This is a genomic window from Pseudomonas sp. GM30, from assembly GCF_000282275.2.
In the GTDB taxonomy this organism is placed as follows: Bacteria; Pseudomonadota; Gammaproteobacteria; order Pseudomonadales; family Pseudomonadaceae; genus Aquipseudomonas.
The window spans coordinates 1-15,919 of the sequence record NZ_AKJP02000023.1 but is presented as its reverse complement, the minus strand read 5'-3'; the positions used below and the strand labels follow the sequence as shown (position 1 = coordinate 15,919).

17 protein-coding genes are annotated in these 15,919 nt (G+C 58.3%); 4 read left to right on the top strand and 13 right to left on the bottom strand.

Features of this window, described 5'->3' with window-relative positions; all coding sequences use genetic code 11:
* Positions 1–13: 13 nt before the first annotated feature.
* The 7 genes from PMI25_RS15675 to rplM form a co-directional block, all read right to left on the bottom strand.
* Positions 14–427, bottom strand: coding sequence for a ClpXP protease specificity-enhancing factor (locus PMI25_RS15675; RefSeq protein ID WP_003228047.1), 414 nt, complete (start codon positions 425–427; stop codon positions 14–16).
* A 16-nt stretch (positions 428–443) separates the two neighbouring features.
* On the bottom strand, positions 444–1,061 hold the full coding sequence (locus PMI25_RS15670) for a glutathione S-transferase N-terminal domain-containing protein (RefSeq protein ID WP_007961620.1): 618 nt from the start codon (positions 1,059–1,061) through the stop codon (positions 444–446).
* 146 nt (positions 1,062–1,207) lie between these two features.
* Entirely contained in the window at positions 1,208–1,990 is a 783-nt protein-coding gene (locus tag PMI25_RS15665; RefSeq protein ID WP_007961619.1) for a cytochrome c1, read from the bottom strand.
* Positions 1,990–3,201 carry a cytochrome b gene (locus tag PMI25_RS15660; RefSeq protein ID WP_007961618.1) on the bottom strand — a complete coding sequence of 404 codons (1,212 nt, stop codon included), beginning with the start codon at positions 3,199–3,201 and terminating at the stop codon, positions 1,990–1,992. The genes PMI25_RS15665 and PMI25_RS15660 overlap by 1 nt, the downstream gene beginning before the upstream one ends.
* Positions 3,201–3,794 carry a ubiquinol-cytochrome c reductase iron-sulfur subunit gene (gene petA, locus PMI25_RS15655; protein ID WP_003228055.1) on the bottom strand — a complete coding sequence of 198 codons (594 nt, stop codon included), beginning with the start codon at positions 3,792–3,794 and terminating at the stop codon, positions 3,201–3,203. The genes PMI25_RS15660 and petA overlap by 1 nt, the downstream gene beginning before the upstream one ends.
* Positions 3,795–4,065: 271 nt before the next feature.
* Positions 4,066–4,458: a 30S ribosomal protein S9 gene (gene rpsI / locus PMI25_RS15650; protein ID WP_007961615.1), complete on the bottom strand. Its 393-nt coding sequence runs from the start codon at positions 4,456–4,458 to the stop codon at positions 4,066–4,068.
* Positions 4,459–4,472: 14 nt separating this feature from the next.
* Positions 4,473–4,901: a 50S ribosomal protein L13 gene (gene rplM, locus PMI25_RS15645; protein ID WP_003228062.1), complete on the bottom strand. Its 429-nt coding sequence runs from the start codon at positions 4,899–4,901 to the stop codon at positions 4,473–4,475.
* 244 nt (positions 4,902–5,145) lie between these two features.
* Here rplM and PMI25_RS15640 point away from each other — a divergent pair, with 244 nt between their 5' ends.
* On the top strand, positions 5,146–6,186 hold the full coding sequence (locus PMI25_RS15640; protein WP_007961613.1) for an NADP(H)-dependent aldo-keto reductase: 1,041 nt from the start codon (positions 5,146–5,148) through the stop codon (positions 6,184–6,186).
* A 107-nt stretch (positions 6,187–6,293) separates the two neighbouring features.
* Here the strand turns inward: PMI25_RS15640 and PMI25_RS15635 are convergent, their stop codons facing one another.
* The gene (locus PMI25_RS15635; protein WP_007961611.1) at positions 6,294–7,430 is read right to left on the bottom strand and encodes an acyl-CoA dehydrogenase family protein; all 1,137 of its coding nucleotides are present in this window, start codon (positions 7,428–7,430) and stop codon (positions 6,294–6,296) included.
* A 250-nt stretch (positions 7,431–7,680) separates the two neighbouring features.
* Between PMI25_RS15635 and PMI25_RS15630 the strand changes: the two genes are divergently transcribed.
* On the top strand, positions 7,681–8,577 hold the full coding sequence (locus tag PMI25_RS15630) for a GlxA family transcriptional regulator (protein WP_171061848.1): 897 nt from the start codon (positions 7,681–7,683) through the stop codon (positions 8,575–8,577).
* Positions 8,578–8,759: 182 nt separating this feature from the next.
* Here PMI25_RS15630 and zapE read toward each other — a convergent pair whose 3' ends face one another.
* From zapE to PMI25_RS15615, 3 genes are all read right to left on the bottom strand, one after another.
* Entirely contained in the window at positions 8,760–9,854 is a 1,095-nt protein-coding gene (gene zapE / locus PMI25_RS15625) for a cell division protein ZapE (protein ID WP_007961607.1), read from the bottom strand.
* Positions 9,855–9,944: 90 nt separating this feature from the next.
* The gene (locus tag PMI25_RS15620) at positions 9,945–11,300 is read right to left on the bottom strand and encodes a tryptophan--tRNA ligase (protein WP_007961605.1); all 1,356 of its coding nucleotides are present in this window, start codon (positions 11,298–11,300) and stop codon (positions 9,945–9,947) included.
* 24 nt (positions 11,301–11,324) lie between these two features.
* On the bottom strand, positions 11,325–11,954 hold the full coding sequence (locus PMI25_RS15615; protein ID WP_045122082.1) for an alpha/beta hydrolase: 630 nt from the start codon (positions 11,952–11,954) through the stop codon (positions 11,325–11,327).
* A gap of 144 nt (positions 11,955–12,098) precedes the next feature.
* On the opposite strand from PMI25_RS15615, the gene PMI25_RS15610 reads away from it, so the two are divergent.
* Positions 12,099–12,533, top strand: a complete 435-nt coding sequence (locus PMI25_RS15610; RefSeq protein ID WP_007961596.1) for a YhcB family protein — start codon at positions 12,099–12,101, stop codon at positions 12,531–12,533.
* 249 nt (positions 12,534–12,782) lie between these two features.
* Here PMI25_RS15610 and PMI25_RS15605 read toward each other — a convergent pair whose 3' ends face one another.
* Both PMI25_RS15605 and PMI25_RS15600 read right to left on the bottom strand, forming a co-directional pair.
* Positions 12,783–13,517, bottom strand: coding sequence for an OmpA family protein (locus PMI25_RS15605; protein ID WP_007961595.1), 735 nt, complete (start codon positions 13,515–13,517; stop codon positions 12,783–12,785).
* Positions 13,518–13,633: 116 nt separating this feature from the next.
* Positions 13,634–14,278, bottom strand: coding sequence for an MBL fold metallo-hydrolase (locus PMI25_RS15600; protein WP_007961594.1), 645 nt, complete (start codon positions 14,276–14,278; stop codon positions 13,634–13,636).
* Between the two features lie 201 nt (positions 14,279–14,479).
* Between PMI25_RS15600 and PMI25_RS15595 the strand changes: the two genes are divergently transcribed.
* Positions 14,480–15,919, top strand: a 1,440-nt coding sequence (locus PMI25_RS15595) for a M10 family metallopeptidase (protein ID WP_024164468.1), incomplete at its 3' end; no start/stop codon positions are given.

The window sequence follows — 15,919 nt, the reverse complement described above, 5'->3', positions numbered from 1 at the left end:
GTCGCCTTTTTTATTACTTCACCACCTTCAAACTTGGCCGGCCGCTTGGGCGCGGCGGCTCGCTGTCCGGTGGCGGCAAGTCGTCATCGGGCTCGATATCGTCTTCGTCATCCATCGGCGACTCGAGATCGAACACCATGCCCTGCCCGTTCTCCCGGGCATAGATACCCAGGATCGCACTGATCGGCACATACAGGCTGTGCGGAACGCCACCGAAGCGACCCTCGAAGGTCACCACGTCGTTGTCCATGTGCAAGTGACGCACGGCGCTGGGCGAAATGTTCAGGACGATCTGCCCGTCACTGGCGAAACCCTGCGGCACCTGCACCGCCGGGTATTCGGAATTGACCAGCATGTGCGGGGTGCAATCGTTATCCACAATCCACTCGTAGAGCGCGCGGACCAGATAAGGTCGACTGGAGTTCATAGCGGCTCCTTAAGCCTTAGCGCATATCGCGTTCGACGCCAGACAGACTCGCCTGGAAAGCCTCACGCGCAAACTGGCGCTCCATATAATCAAGCAGCGGCTTGGCCGGCCGCGGCAGTTCAATACCCAGAATCGGCAAACGCCAGAGTATTGGCAATAGGCAGCAATCCACCAGACTTTGTTCCTCACTGAGGAAAAACGGCTTGTCGGCAAACAGCGGCGACACGCCCGTCAGGCTTTCACGCAATTCCTTGCGCGCCACGACACGCGCGGCCTCCTTGGACTTGGGATCAAGAATCAGATCCACCAGACCACACCAGTCACGCTGAATACGATGAATCAGCAGACGGCTGTTGGCACGCGCCACCGGATAAACCGGCATCAGTGGCGGATGCGGGTAACGCTCATCCAGATATTCCATCACCACGGTCGACTCCCACAACGCCAGGTCGCGATCGACCAGTGTCGGGAGACTGCCGTAAGGGTTCACCTCAATCAGTTTAGGCGGCTGGCGACCAGCTTCCACGTAAATGATTTCGGCGCTGACACCCTTCTCTGCAAGCACGATGCGCACTCGGTGGGAATAGTGGTCGGCGGGGTCGGAGTAACAGGCCAACCGATTGGTCACGCCCATGGCGATCCTCCTCGCTTGTTGAAATGATCGGAACCGGAAAAACGCGCGCGCCCAGAGGGCGCCTCCCGCAATGCCTGGCGAACCAGACCTTGCGTTATCGGAGGCGCCCTTGGGCGCGCGCGATTAACAGCAATGCTTGAAGCGTATCAGTGCACGTCTTTCCAGTATTCACGCTTGAGCAGATAGGCGAACACAAAGAAGAACGCCAGGTACAGCAAGACGTAAGTACCGATGCGCTGATGTTGCAGCTTAACCGGGTTAGCCGAGTAAGCCAGGAAGGTTACCAGATTCTTGACCTTCTCATCGAACTGCTCTTCGTTCAGAGCACCGGTTTTCGGCACGATGGTCAACTGATCGCACGCTTCATGGGTCAGCGGCGTACCGGTCAGCGGATCGTATTGCTTCTTGCCGTCTTCGACGATCTGCACTTGCTTGCAGCCCACCACCTGACGACCTTGCAGGCCGACCAGCACGTTAGGCATGCCGACGTTCGGGAAGACCTTGTTGTTCACGCCCCATGGGCGCGCCGGATCTTCGTAGAACGAGCGCAGGTAACCGTAGAGCCAGTCAGTACCACGCACGCGAGCCACCAGGGTCAGGTCCGGCGGAGCAGCACCGAACCAGGTCTTGGCGTCCGCTGGCTGCATGCCGATGTTCATGTGGTCGCCGATCTTGGCGCCGGTGAACACCAGCTTCTCGAGCATCATGTCGTGGGGAATGCCGAGGTCATCGGCCACCCGCTCGTAACGCTGGAACTTGGCACTGTGGCAACCCATGCAATAGTTGGCGAAGGTCCGCGCACCATCTTGCAGGGCAGCCTTGTCCGACACGTCGATATCGACTTTTTCCAGCTCCGGGCCACCGTGTTCGGCGGCGAAAGACAGCACTGGCAGAGCAGCAAAAATCAGAGCAAAAAATAACTTTTTCATCAGCCAGTCACCCTTTCCGGAACCGGTTTGGTCTTCTCGAGCCTGGTGTAGAACGGCATCAGAATGAAGTAGGCGAAGTACAGGAAGGTGCAGACCTGCGACACCAGCGTACGCTCCGGCGTCGGAGCGAGTACGCCGAGAATGCCGAGGATCACGAACGCGATGCAGAACACCACCAGCCAGATCTTGCTCATCCAGCCCTTGTAGCGCATCGATTTGACCGGACTGCGATCCAGCCATGGCAGCACGAAGAGCAAGGCAATCGAGGCGCCCATGGCGATAACGCCCATGAGTTTGTCCGGGATCGCACGCAAGATCGCGTAGAACGGCGTGAAGTACCAGACCGGGGCAATGTGCTCAGGCGTCTTGAACGGGTTGGCTTGCTCGAAGTTTGGTTTTTCGAGGAAGTAGCCGCCCATTTCCGGGAAGAAGAACACGATAAAGCAGAAGATAAACAGGAACACCACTACGCCGACAATGTCTTTCACGGTGTAGTACGGATGGAAGGCAATGCCGTCCAGCGGCACACCGTTTTCGTCTTTGTGCTTCTTGATGTCGACGCCATCAGGGTTGTTCGAACCAACTTCGTGCAGCGCCAGAATGTGCAGCACCACCAGACCCAGAATCACGATCGGCAGCGCCACGACGTGCAGGGCGAAGAAGCGGTTCAGGGTGATTCCGGAGATCAGGTAGTCACCACGAATCCACTGGGTCAGGTCGTTGCCGATCACCGGAATCGCACCGAACAGCGAGATGATCACCTGGGCACCCCAGTAGGACATCTGGCCCCACGGCAGCAGATAACCCATGAACGCTTCAGCCATCAGCGCAAGGTAGATCAGCATCCCGAACACCCAGACCAGTTCGCGTGGTTTCTGATACGAACCGTAGAGCAGGCCACGGAACATGTGCAGATAGACCACGATGAAGAACGCCGAGGCGCCAGTGGAGTGCAGCAGACGCAGGATCGAGCCGTACTCGACGTCGCGCATGATGTATTCGACGGAAGCGAACGCCTCTTCTGCCGACGGGGTGTAGCTCATCGTCAACCAGACACCGGTGACGATCTGGTTGACCAGCACCAGCAGCGCCAGCGAGCCGAAGAAATAGAAGAAGTTGAAGTTTTTTGGCGCGTAATACTTGCTGAGATGGTCTTCCCACATTTTGGTCGCGGGGAAGCGCGCATCAACCCAATCCATGAACTTGCTCATCACGCTTTCTCCGTATCGACGCCAATGACAATCAGGTCATCGGTCTCATAGGAATGCGGGGGAACTGGCAGGTTCAAAGGCGCAGGTTGCGACTTGTAGACGCGGCCAGCCAGATCGTAGTGGGAACCGTGGCAAGGGCAGAAATAGCCGCCGACCCAGTCTTTACCCAGATCCGCAGGCGCCACTTCGGGACGGAAGGTTGGTGAGCAACCCAGGTGAGTGCAGATCCCGATCAGCAGGAGAATTTCCGGCTTGATCGAACGCACTTCAGGGTCGACATAGGTGGGTTGCGTGGAGTTCTTGGAAGTCGGATCGGAGAGCTGGCCCTCGATCTTTTTGAGATTCCCCAGGATTTCCGCAGTACGGCGGACAATGAACACCGGCTGGCCGCGCCACTCGGCAATCATCTGCTGTCCTGGCTCGATCTTGCTGACATTCACTTTCACCGGTGCACCGGCGGCTTTCGCCTTGGCACTGGGAAACCATGACCCCACGAACGGGACCGCAGCCCCCACCGCTCCTGCAGCACCCACCACGGATGTGGCTGCTACCAAGAAGCGACGCCGGCCTGCATTCACGCCGTCATTGCTCATTCAGTCCTCTCCCATCAGCTTTGTGGCCTGTTAAATCAGGCATCTACTAAATAAATCAATGTTACTTATAAAAATTTTGCCGAGATGGTAATGAAAAGCCCCAATTCTGACAAGGGAATTACCCGGAGCTCATACCCTCAAGCCTTGCAGTATAGGGGGTCTACGAATGTGGCAAGTTGTCACAGCGCAATTCTTTTGATAAATCGCAGGCATAAAAAAACGCCCGGTTCCGTGAGGAATCGGGCGTTCTTTTTTGAACGTGGAAGCGGAATTAACGCTTCGAGTACTGCGGACGCTTACGCGCTTTACGCAGACCAACTTTCTTACGTTCAACTTCACGGGCGTCGCGAGTAACGAAGCCAGCTTTGCGCAGAGCGCTACGCAGGGTTTCGTCGTAGTCCATCAGAGCGCGAGTGATGCCGTGGCGGATTGCGCCAGCCTGACCACTTACACCACCACCGATGACAGTGACGTAGATGTCGAACTTCTCGACAGTCTCGGTCAGTTCCAGCGGCTGACGAACTACCATGCGGGCAGTTTCGCGGCCGAAGAACGAGTCCAGGGAGCGGTTGTTGATGGAGATGTTACCAGTACCCGGACGCAGGAAAACGCGTGCGGTTGCGGTCTTGCGACGGCCAGTGCCGTAATTTTGAGTCGCCGACATAATGAACTATTCCGTTAAATCTTCAGTTCTTGGGGCTGCTGAGCAGTATGAGGGTGTGCAGCGCCCGCATAGACTTTCAGCTTACGGTACATGTCACGACCCAGCGGGTTCTTAGGCAGCATGCCTTTAACCGCGGTCTCGATCACGCGCTCAGGGGCTTTGGCGATCAGCTTTTCAAAGTTGATCGACTTGATGCCGCCCGGGAAACCGGAGTGGGAGTAGTACATTTTGTCAGTGGTTTTAGCGCCGGTTACACGGATCTGCTCGGCGTTGATTACGACGATGTAGTCGCCGGTGTCAACGTGAGGAGTGTACTCAGGCTTGTGCTTGCCACGCAGACGGCTCGCGATTTCGGTGGCCAGACGACCCAGGGTCTGACCAGCAGCGTCGACGACAAACCAGTCGCGCTTTACTGTTTCCGGTTTAGCAGTAAAAGTTTTCATTCTTTATAGCCTCAGGGGCCGCCTGTAAATAAGACGGCGGATCTTACTGAATAGTGCGTACTTTGACAAGTCAAAGGCAGCCGGATACAGACGCTTTCGGGGGCTCGGGTCGGCGCGTCCGTTCAACGGCAAGATTCTTCGGCGGCGGCGCATCACTTCCACTGCAGAAAGAGGTCGGCAATTATGCAGATTGCGAAAAAATTTTCAACCTGCTTTTATGATTGTTTTGCCCAAGGAGCACCCGATGGACTATCGCCAGCTAGGCCGTACCGACCTGAACGTGAGTGCAATCTGCCTCGGCACCATGACCTGGGGCGAGCAAAACACTGAAGCTGAAGCCTTCGCCCAGATCGAGCGGGCCAAGGAAGCCGGGATCAATTTCATCGACACCGCCGAGATGTACCCGGTGCCGCCGAAAGCCGAAACCTACGCCACCACCGAGCGCTACATCGGCAATTATTTCAAAAGCCGTGGTGATCGTGCCGACTGGATCCTCGCCAGCAAGATCGCCGGCCCCGGCAACACCATCGACTACATCCGCGACAAAAACCTGCGCCATAACCGCCAGCACATCACCGCCGCAGTGGATGCCAGTCTCGAGCGCCTGCAGACCGATTACATCGACCTGTATCAATTGCACTGGCCGGAACGCAGCACCAACTTCTTCGGCCAACTGGGCTACAAACACAAGATCGAAGCCAACCTGACGCCGCTCGAAGACACCCTCGAAGCGCTTGACGAGCAAGTAAAGGCCGGCAAGATCCGCCACATCGGGCTGTCCAACGAGACGCCGTGGGGCACCATGCGTTTCCTCGCTCTGGCCGAAGCCCGTGGCTGGCCGCGTGCGGTGTCGATCCAGAACCCGTACAACCTGCTCAACCGCAGCTTTGAAATCGGCCTGGCGGAAATCGCCATCCGCGAACAGTGCGGCCTGCTCGCCTACTCGCCGCTGGCGTTCGGTTTCCTGTCCGGCAAGTACGAAGGTGGCGCTCGCCCACCGAAAGGTCGCCTGAGCCTCTACAGCCGCTTCAGCCGCTATTTCAACGCGCAATCGGAAGCTGCCTGCAGCCGCTATGTGGCATTGGCCCGTGAACACGGTCTGGATCCGGCGCAAATGGCGCTGGCGTTCGTCACCCAGCAACCGTTCGTCACCAGCAACATCATTGGCGCGACGACGCTTGCGCAACTGGACAGCAACATTGCCAGTTTTGATCTGAAACTTTCCGATGAAGTGCTGGCGGGGATCGAGGCGATTCACAAGGATCATCCGAATCCGGCGCCTTGATCAATCCATAGATCCAATCGCGAGCAGGCTCACTCCTACATTTTGGAATGCGTTCCCCTTGTAGGAGTGAGCCTGCTCGCGATAGCGGTCTGACAGCCACCGAAAACCTACAACGACCGCGCAATGATCTCCTTCATGATTTCATTGGTGCCGGCATAGATCCGCTGCACCCGCGCATCCGCCCAGGCCCGGGCCACCGGGTATTCCCACATGAAACCGTAGCCACCATGCAACTGCACGCACTCGTCGAGCACTTTGCATTGCAGGTCGGTGCCCCAGTATTTGGCCATCGCCGCCGTCGGCACATCCAGCTTGCCTTGCAGATGCAGCTCCAGACACTTGTCGACAAAGACCCGGCCAATCTGAATTTCCGTGGCCATTTCCGCCAGTTTGAAGCGGGTGTTCTGGAAGTCGGCAATCGCCTTGCCGAACGCCTTGCGATCACGGGTGTAATCCAGCGTCCACTTCAGCGCAGCTTCGGCTGAGGCCAGACCACCAATCGCCACCGTGAGACGCTCCTGTGGCAATTCCTGCATCAAATAGGCAAACCCCGCCCCGGCCTGACCCAAAAGGTTTTCCTTCGGCACGCGCACGTCCTGGAAGAACAATTCCGACGTGTCCTGGGCCTTCATTCCGACCTTCTCCAGGCGTTTGCCCTTCTCGAAGCCCGGCGTATTCGCTTCCACTACAAACAGGCTGGTGCCCTTTGCGCCGGCCTTCGGATCGGTCTTGGCGACGACGATCACCAAGTCAGCGAGGAAACCGTTGGTGATGAAGGTCTTGGAGCCGTTGATCACGTACTCGTCGCCATCCAGCACAGCGGTGGTCTTGACCCCTTGCAGGTCGGAGCCGGCACCTGGCTCGGTCATGGCGATGGCACTGACCATCTCGCCCGAGACCAGTTTTGGCAGGTATTTTTGCTTCAGCGCCTCGCTGCCGTAATGTAGGATGTATGGCGCGACAATGTCCGAATGCAGCGAAAAACCTATGCCGGTCAGGCCGAGACGACCGACTTCCTCGATCACCACGGCGCTGTACAGAAAGTCCGCGCCCAGGCCGCCGTATTCTTCCGGCAGGTGCGAGCAAAGCATCCCCGCCTCCCCTGCCTTGTTCCACAGCTTGCGGTCGATGTGGCCTTGTTTCTCCCATTGCGCATGGAACGGCACGGCCTCTTTTTCGAGGAAGGTTCGTACGCTGTCGCGGAACAATTCGTGCTCGGAGCTGAACAAGGTTCTGGGGATCATGCGGCACCTTTCATTCTTGTTGGAGGGATATGACCTTCAGAGACTAAGCCTCACCTCCGACACGGGACACTGGACACATCCGACAAAAAATAAGACGATCCAGCCGTCTGGTGACCACTTTCCCTTATAAAAACAAAACAAAAGTTGAATTATGTCCAAGCAAGTCTCCACGCCCTTGCGGCGCGTCAGCATCCTGGCAATCGACCGGGTTTTCGCATCCACTCTCATGCAGGCCAAGGATTTCTTCCACTTGGCCAGCCTGCGTTACGGCAAACAACTGGGCCACGGCCTGACACCGGCGTTCGAAACCCGCCTGGTCAGCCCCGATGGCAAACCGGTGAACAGCTTCAGTGACGTAATGATGCCGGTGGACGGTGGCCTGGAAAACGCCGACGTCATCATCCTCCCGGCGTTCTGGGACGATTTCGAAACCCTGTGCGGCCGTTATCCACAGATCCTGCCGTGGCTGCGCGAGCAGCACGCACGCGGTGCGGTGCTCTGCGGCGAAGCCACCGGGGTGTTCTGGCTGGCCGAGGCTGGCCTGCTCAATGGCAAGGAAGCGACCACCTACTGGCGCTTCTTCAATGCCTTCGCCGAGCGCTTCCCCAAGGTGTACCTCAATCAGGACAAGCACCTGACCGACGCCGACAACCTGTATTGCGCCGGCGGCACCACTTCAGCCTGCGACCTCTATATCTACCTGATCGAACGCTTCTGCGGCGCCAACGTGGCGCAAGCCGTGGCCCGCGACATTCTGTATGAAGTGCAGCGCAGTTATTCGCCGGGACGTATCGGGTTCGGTGGGCAGAAGCTGCACCAGGACGTGATCATCCTGCAGATCCAGCACTGGCTCGAAGAGCATTTCGCCGACAAGTTCCGCTTTGAAGACGTGGCCCGCGAGCACGGCATGAGCATCCGCAACTTCATGCGCCGCTTCCAGACCGCCACCGGCGACAAGCCGCTGCACTACCTGCAACGCCTGCGCATCGAGACCGCCAAGGGCTTGCTGTCCGGCAGCCGCAAAAGCATCAAGACCATCAGTTATGAGGTCGGCTACGACGATGCGAGCTTCTTTGCGCGGCTGTTCCGCCAGCACACCGAGCTGTCGCCGAACCAGTATCGGCAGCAGTTTCAGCAGGCTGCGTAGCTTTTGAACGACACAAGGACTCCTGTGGGAGCGAGCTTGCTCGCGAAGGCGTAGTGTCAGCCAGTGTTTGTATTGCTGACACACCGCTTTCGCGAGCACGCTCGCTCCCACAGGGTTCGAGGTGAATTTCAGATACAAAAAGGGCCTGCAATCGCAGGCCCTTTTTTGTACGCCGAATCGGTTTAAGGCTTGTGCGCCCGCGACAGAAATTCGTGCGATTGCATCTCCAGCAGACGGCTGAGCGTACGCTGGAATTCGAATGTCAGGCGTCCGCCGGTGTACAAGTCTTTCAGCTCGACTTCGGCAGAAATGATCAGCTTGACGTTACGGTCGTAGAACTCGTCGACCATGTTGATGAAGCGCCGGGCGATGTCGTCGGTGGTGACGCTCATCTGCTCGACGCCGCTGAGCAGCACGGCGTGGAAGATCTTGCCCAGCTCGATGTAATCGTTCTGGCTGCGCGGGCCGTCGCACAGTTCGCGGAAGTCGAACCAGGCCACGTCGTCGCAGGTGCGCAGCGCACGGATTTCGCGGTTTTCGATGATCAGCACGTCATTCTCGACCGCTGCGGTGCATTCCGGTGTCAGTGCCTTGAAGCTCTTGCGCAGGCTTTCGTGCGCGGCTTCGTCCAGCGGGTAGTGGAACAGCTCCGCTTGTTCGAGGTGGCGCAGACGGTAGTCGACACCGCTGTCGACGTTGACGATCTCGGTGTTCTGCTTGATCAGCGCAATGGCCGGCAGGAACCGCGCGCGCTGCAGACCGTCCTTGTACAAGCCGTCCGGAACAATGTTCGAGGTCGCGACCAGGGTCACGCCGTTCTTGAACAGCTCTTCCATCAGCGTGCCGAGGATCATCGCGTCGGTGATGTCCGAAACGAAGAATTCATCGAAGCAGATCACTCGCGACTCGGCCGCAAAGCGCTTGGCGATGATGGTCAGCGGGTTTTTCTCGCCGCCGAGGGTTTTCATTTCTTCGTGCACGCGCTTCATGAAGCGGTGGAAGTGAGTGCGGGTCTTTTCCTTGAACGGCAGCGCTTCGAAGAAGGTGTCGACCAGGTAAGTCTTGCCGCGACCCACGCCGCCCCAGAAGTACAGGCCCTTGACCGGCGTCTGATCCTTCTTGCCAAACAGCTTGCCCAGCAAACCCGGCTTGTTCTGCTCGGCCGCGATCAGATCGTCGTACAGGCGCTGCAGATGACGCACGGCAGTTTCCTGCGCGGCGTCATGGAAGAAGTCCGGGCGTTTCAGATCAGCTTGGTATCGTTCTAGGGGCGTCATAATTCGTTAGCAAGGCAACAAAAACGGGCCGTCACTGTAGCGACGGCCCGTAGGAATGGCAATCAGCCCTTGGTCGGGCCGCGCCGCGGATTAGTCCTGAACCGGGGTCAGCGCAACGCGCAAAGCCTCGATGGCCGCGTCCCGCGCCGCCGCATCAGCGAACGCCGGGCTGTCGCCAACGCACTCACCTTCCAGCCACACGCTGAAGCTCAGGTCTTCGTTGCGAATGTCCAGCGCCTGACCGGATTGCAGTTGCTTGGTCACCTGGCCGGCGGTTTTGCCGTCGGCAAAGTTGCGCGACAGCAGCAGTTGCTCGCCATCGGCCGCCAGCAGACGGAAGCGGAAACTGCCGTCGTCTTCACGGAAGCTGACGAAGCGTGCAGCTTTCGCGGCTTTCTTCTTGGTGGTCGCCGCCACTTGCACCTGATTGACGAACGAACGCAGGCCGACCGCTTCACGCAGTTCATTGAGAAACGGCGTCGCCACCGCACGGGCCTTTTTCGCGCCGTGCTGCAGGATGTCTTCCAGATCCGCCGGGCGCTCGATCAACTGGTGATAGCGCTCACGGGACTCACCCAGCTCATTGTCGAGCAACTGGAACAGACGATTCTTCGCCTCGCCCCAACCCAGACCGCCGAGCAGTTCGCTGCGGAACTCGTCAGCCTGCGCCGGTGTGGCGAACGCCTGGAACAGGGTGAACAGGTGCGAGTTGTCTGGATCTTTCGCCTCGCCCGGCGCCTTGGAGTCGGTGACGATCCGCGAGATCGCGTCCTTCATCTCTTTGGCGCTGGAGAACAGCGGGATGGTGTTGTCGTAGCTCTTCGACATCTTGCGCCCGTCGAGGCCCGGCAACGTCGCCACGCTTTCCTCGATCAGCGCTTCGGGCATGGTGAAGAACTCCTTGCCCTGGCCGAACAGATGGTTGAAGCGCTGACCGATGTCGCGGGCCATTTCCACGTGCTGGATCTGGTCGCGGCCGACCGGCACCTTGTGCGCGTTGAACATCAGGATGTCTGCCGCCATCAGCACCGGGTAGCTGTAGAGACCCATGGTGATCCCGGCATCCGGGTCTTCACCGCTCTCGACGTTCTTGTCCACCGAGGCCTTGTAGGCATGCGCCCGATTGAGCAGGCCCTTGGCGGCGACGCAGGTCAGCAGCCAGGTCAGCTCCGGGATTTCCGGGATGTCGGACTGGCGATAGAAGGTCACACGGTCGACATCGAGGCCACCGGCCAGCCAGGTCGCGGCGATTTCCAGACGCGAGCGTTGGATGCGCAGCGGGTCATCGCATTTGATCAGGGCGTGGTAGTCGGCCAGGAAGTAGAACGAGTCGGCATTGCTGTCGCGGCTGGCGAGGATCGCCGGGCGGATGGCGCCGGCATAGTTGCCCAGGTGCGGCGTGCCGGTGGTGGTGATGCCGGTGAGGATACGGGTACGGTTCGTCATGGGTAATCGCTTGTCAGACTGCAATCAATTCGAGAGACGCGGCAGGATCAGATCCTTGAGATCGGTCAGCTTGCCATGAAAAAAGTGTCCGCATTCTGCCACTTTCAGCAGCTCATGGGGGCGCTGGAGTTGTTCCGACCAGTCGTAGACCAACTGCGGATCGATCACTTCGTCGGTTTCCGGCTGGATCACGGTCAGCTCGCCGTGCTGTGGCAGTTGATCCTGATCGCCCAGACGCATCACCGCCGGAGCAACCATGAACAGGTGCTTGAGCTGTACGCCCTGCGCTTCGAGTCGACCGCCGAGACTTGCTGCAACAAATCCGCCGAAGGAAAAACCGAACAGGGTCAGCGGCAGATCCGGGTGTTTTTCTCGCAGCCATGCAGCGGCAGCCTGAGCATCGTCGACCTCGCCGATGCCCATGTCGTGCGAACCTTCGCTGGCACCGACGCCACGATAGTTGAAGCGCAAGGTAATCAGGCCCGCATCGCGCGCGGTGCGCTGCAGGGTCGAGACGACCTTGTTGAGCATGGTGCCGCCCTGCACCGGGTTCGGGTGGCAGATCAGCGCGATGCCGATTGGCTGCTCGTTATCCAGGTACAGAGACTCAAGTTGACCCACCGGGCCGTCAATCACTACAGGGGTTTCACGCATCAGCAAGGAAGGAACTCCGTGACCTCGAATCGGGTCGACTCGTCTAGCAAATTGTCTGTGCCAATCTATTGCGAGTGAATCGCGGTATACAGCGCAGGTTCGAGCCGTTAACGTAAAGCAAAGCCGTTTATAGAGGAAGGACTCGTGGAACACTCGCTCTTAGTTTGGTTGTTACCGACTCTTGCCCTGGTTGTGGGTGTCGCCATTGGATTCCTGATCGCTCGCGTCGCGCCGAACGCCGCGCCGAGCCGCACGCAGCGTCAACTGGATGATATCCAGGAGCGTTTCGACAGCTATCAAAACGAGGTGGTCACCCACTTCAACAGCACCGCGATGCTGGTCAAGAAGCTGACCCAAAGCTATCAGGAAGTGCAGGATCATCTCGCCGAGGGCGCCAACCGCCTGGCCCTGGACGAGCAGACCCGTCAACGCCTGATCGCCGCTTTGCACGCCGATGCCGCGCAGGCACCGCGCGAACGCCTGACGCCGCCGCGCGATCAGGAGCCGCCACGCGACTATGCACCGAAAGCCCCGAACTCGCCAGGCATGCTCGATGAGCATTATGGTTTGAAGAAGTAATCAGCTTAGCGCCCAACAAAAAGCCCCGGACAATTCGCTTGTCGGCTTTTTTTGTATCTGATGATTTGATGGTGATTGGCCCGGCGCCTTCGCGAGCAAGCCCGCTCCCGCAGGGTCATGTAGTGAACGCAGATTCTGTGAACAACACCCATCCCTGTGGGAGCGAGCTTGCTCGCGAAAGGGCCAGCACGGGCAACCCAAAAAAATGCCCGATCACAAGACCGGGCATTTCTTCACTCAAGCCTTCACTTACGGATACTGCTGCACCGTACCCGGCTGTTGCTGCTGACCACCATACTGCTGGCCCGGAATCGCCTTCAGGTTGACCTCGACGCGGCGGTTCTGCGCACGGCCATTGACGTCACCGTTGCTGGCAATCGGGTTATCCGGGCCGGCGCCACGCGCCGACAGGTTGGCACCGCTGACACCCTGCGAGGTCAGGTAGGTCGCCACGCTCTGCGCACGACGCTGAGACAGGTCCATGTTGTGCTGGCGGCTGCCGGTGCTGTCGGTGTAGCCGACGATTTCGATCTGGTTCTGGTTGAACTCTTTCAACGAGTTCGCCAGGTTGTTCAGCGGCTGGTAGAAGCTTGGGGCGATGTTCGCCGAATCGGTGGCGAAGGTGATGTTGCCTGGCATGATCAGTTTGATCTGATCGCCCTGGCGCTGCACTTCAACCCCGGTGTTGGCCATGCTGGCCCGCAGCTTTTTCTCTTGCTGGTCGGCGTAGTAACCGTAACCGGCCGCCGAAGCCCCCACCACCGCCGCGCCGATCAGGGCGCCCTTGCCACGGTTGTTGTGGTCGATGGCGGCACCCGCCAGGGCGCCAGCCAGCGCACCGAGACCGCCGTATTTGGCGGTTTTGCTCATGCCTTGCGAGCCACCGTCGGCCTGCCCCTGATTGTCATACGGGTTGGGCGAGGCGCAGCCGGCCAACATGGCCACAGCGGTAGCAACAATAATCAAACGAGGCGTGGTGAACATGAAGAGCTCCTGGTTTTTTCGCATTCTGTGTGGCAGCGGCCCTAGGCAATAGACCTGTGCGGGCGTTGGATCATGACAATGCCGAAAAATTCCGCCGCACACTCGTGACAAAATGTTTAGGCGCGCACGAACGGGTTTTCGCGCATTTCATCCCCAAGACGCGTGTCCGGACCATGCCCGGCAACCACGATTGCGTCTTCGTCGAGCGTGTACAGCCGCTGCTTGATCGATCGCACGATGGTCGCCTGATCGCCGCCCCACAAATCCGTGCGTCCTACGCCGCGACGAAACAACGTGTCGCCGGCAATCAACAGCTTAGCCTCGGAAAACCAAAAGCTCATGGAACCGGGCGTATGTCCCGGCGTATGCAGCGCCACACCGCAGCCACAGGCCAGTTCTTCATCGTCGCTCAACCAGCGATCCGGCGACGGTACCGGGGTGTAAGGCACGCCGAACATCTGGCATTGCATCTCGAGGTTGTCCCACAGGAACTGGTCTTCCTTGTGCAGGTGCAGGGTCGCGCCGGTTTTCTCTTTCATCTGCCCGGAGGCGAGGAAGTGATCGAGATGCGCGTGGGTGTGGATGATGCTGACCACTTTCAGGCCATGAGCATCGAGGCGCGCCATGATCAGGTCAGGATTGCCGCCCGGGTCGACGACGATGGCTTTTTTAGTAAGCGGGTCGCCGATGATCGTGCAGTTGCACTGGAGCGGGCCGACGGGGAAGGTTTCGCGGATGAGCGACGGGATAGTTGCAGGCATAAGAATCCTTGGCAAATGGCTGATGAAGTTTGCTAAGAATTCTACTGTAGGCGCCGATACAGAATTCCAGGCCAGTAATTTGACGCCACCAATCTGAAAGTGGTGGCCAAATGATGTCAAATCGGTAAATACTGGTACAGAATCGCGTTCATTTTGTAGCGACTGCATTCAGGAATAGTCGCATATTACCCAGGAAAAACCATGCCTACCCCTTCGTCGTATTCAATTGCGTTTCCTTCAGCACTGACCGGTAACAAGTACGTTGACAGCCTGATCTCCGGAACTTATTGGCTGGGGGCAAACTGGCCTGCTTCGGGTCCGACCAGCCTTAGCTATAGCTTCATGGCGCCCAACACTTCGTACTTCGTCACCAATTACAGTTCTGATAATGAATACAACGCGCTGTACGAACTGACGAGCGGGCAGAAAACTGCGGTGACCAATGCCTTGGCCACTTGGAGTGCTGTCGCCAACCTCAGCTTCACGCAGACCAGCGATGACATCAACAACGTGGGTGACCTTCGCTTTGGCGCTTATCGGTTGATGGATAACCAGACAGCTGCCTGGGCCTACTTCCCGGCCAACAACCCTAGAGGGGGCGATGTCTGGATCGGCCCGGAGACGAACAACTCCAACCCGGGCAATGGCTCCTACGACTACCTGACCTTTATCCACGAAATCGGTCATGCGCTCGGACTCAAACATCCATTCGATGTCAGCTCGACAAATAAAACATTGCTGGACTCGTCGCTTGATGATGTTCACTTCACGGTAATGAGCTACAACAGCAACTACTCCTATCAGCCGACTACGCCGATGTTGCTCGACATCCTCGCGATCCAGAGCCTATACGGTGCCAACATGCAGTGGCAGACAGGCAATAACGTCTACTCGTGGGCCCCCGACCAGTCGATCTTCGAAACCATCTGGGACGCAGGCGGCATCGACACCCTCGACGGCAGCAACCAATTGTCCGCCGTGACGCTCAACCTTAATGAAGGGACCTACAGTTATATCGGCAAGGCCTTTGTCGATCAGTCTACGGGATACCTCATCAACAATGGTTTGGCGATTGCCTACGGTGCCAAGATCGAAATCGCCATCGGTTCGGTTTTCAATGACGTTCTATACGGCAATGATCTGGATAACACCCTCAACGGTAACGCCGGTGCAGACACCATGTACGGTGGTGCCGGCAACGACACTTACTACGTGGACAATGCCGGGGATGTCATTTTTGACTACGCGGGCATGGGCAACGACACCGTCAACGCCAGCATCGACTATGTGCTCGGTGCCAACCTGGAGAACCTGAACCTCATCGGCTCCGCCAACCTCAATGGTACGGGCAACGCGCAAAACAACACGATCGCCGGTAATGACGGCAATAACATCCTGGACGGTGGTCAGGGTGCGGACGCCCTGATCGGTGGTGCGGGCAACGATACTTACATCGTCGATAACCTGGGCGATACAGTCACCGAAACCAGCACGCTGGCCAGCGAAATCGATACGGTTCGCAGCTCCGTGTCCTTTGCCCTGAGTGCCAACGTAGAAAACCTCGTGCTGACCGGCCTGGATGCAATCAACGGCTCCGGCAACAACCTCGACAACCGCATCAACGGCAACGAGCAGGCCAAT

Coding starts and splice junctions, on each gene's coding strand:
- PMI25_RS15675 (WP_003228047.1), bottom strand. CDS start 427: ATGAACTCCAGTCGACCTTATCTGGTCCGCGCGCTCTACGAGTGGATT.
- PMI25_RS15670 (WP_007961620.1), bottom strand. CDS start 1,061: ATGGGCGTGACCAATCGGTTGGCCTGTTACTCCGACCCCGCCGACCAC.
- PMI25_RS15665 (WP_007961619.1), bottom strand. CDS start 1,990: ATGAAAAAGTTATTTTTTGCTCTGATTTTTGCTGCTCTGCCAGTGCTG.
- PMI25_RS15660 (WP_007961618.1), bottom strand. CDS start 3,201: ATGAGCAAGTTCATGGATTGGGTTGATGCGCGCTTCCCCGCGACCAAA.
- petA (WP_003228055.1), bottom strand. CDS start 3,794: ATGAGCAATGACGGCGTGAATGCAGGCCGGCGTCGCTTCTTGGTAGCA.
- rpsI (WP_007961615.1), bottom strand. CDS start 4,458: ATGTCGGCGACTCAAAATTACGGCACTGGCCGTCGCAAGACCGCAACC.
- rplM (WP_003228062.1), bottom strand. CDS start 4,901: ATGAAAACTTTTACTGCTAAACCGGAAACAGTAAAGCGCGACTGGTTT.
- PMI25_RS15640 (WP_007961613.1), top strand. CDS start 5,146: ATGGACTATCGCCAGCTAGGCCGTACCGACCTGAACGTGAGTGCAATC.
- PMI25_RS15635 (WP_007961611.1), bottom strand. CDS start 7,430: ATGATCCCCAGAACCTTGTTCAGCTCCGAGCACGAATTGTTCCGCGAC.
- zapE (WP_007961607.1), bottom strand. CDS start 9,854: ATGACGCCCCTAGAACGATACCAAGCTGATCTGAAACGCCCGGACTTC.
- PMI25_RS15620 (WP_007961605.1), bottom strand. CDS start 11,300: ATGACGAACCGTACCCGTATCCTCACCGGCATCACCACCACCGGCACG.
- PMI25_RS15615 (WP_045122082.1), bottom strand. CDS start 11,954: ATGCGTGAAACCCCTGTAGTGATTGACGGCCCGGTGGGTCAACTTGAG.
- PMI25_RS15605 (WP_007961595.1), bottom strand. CDS start 13,517: ATGTTCACCACGCCTCGTTTGATTATTGTTGCTACCGCTGTGGCCATG.
- PMI25_RS15600 (WP_007961594.1), bottom strand. CDS start 14,278: ATGCCTGCAACTATCCCGTCGCTCATCCGCGAAACCTTCCCCGTCGGC.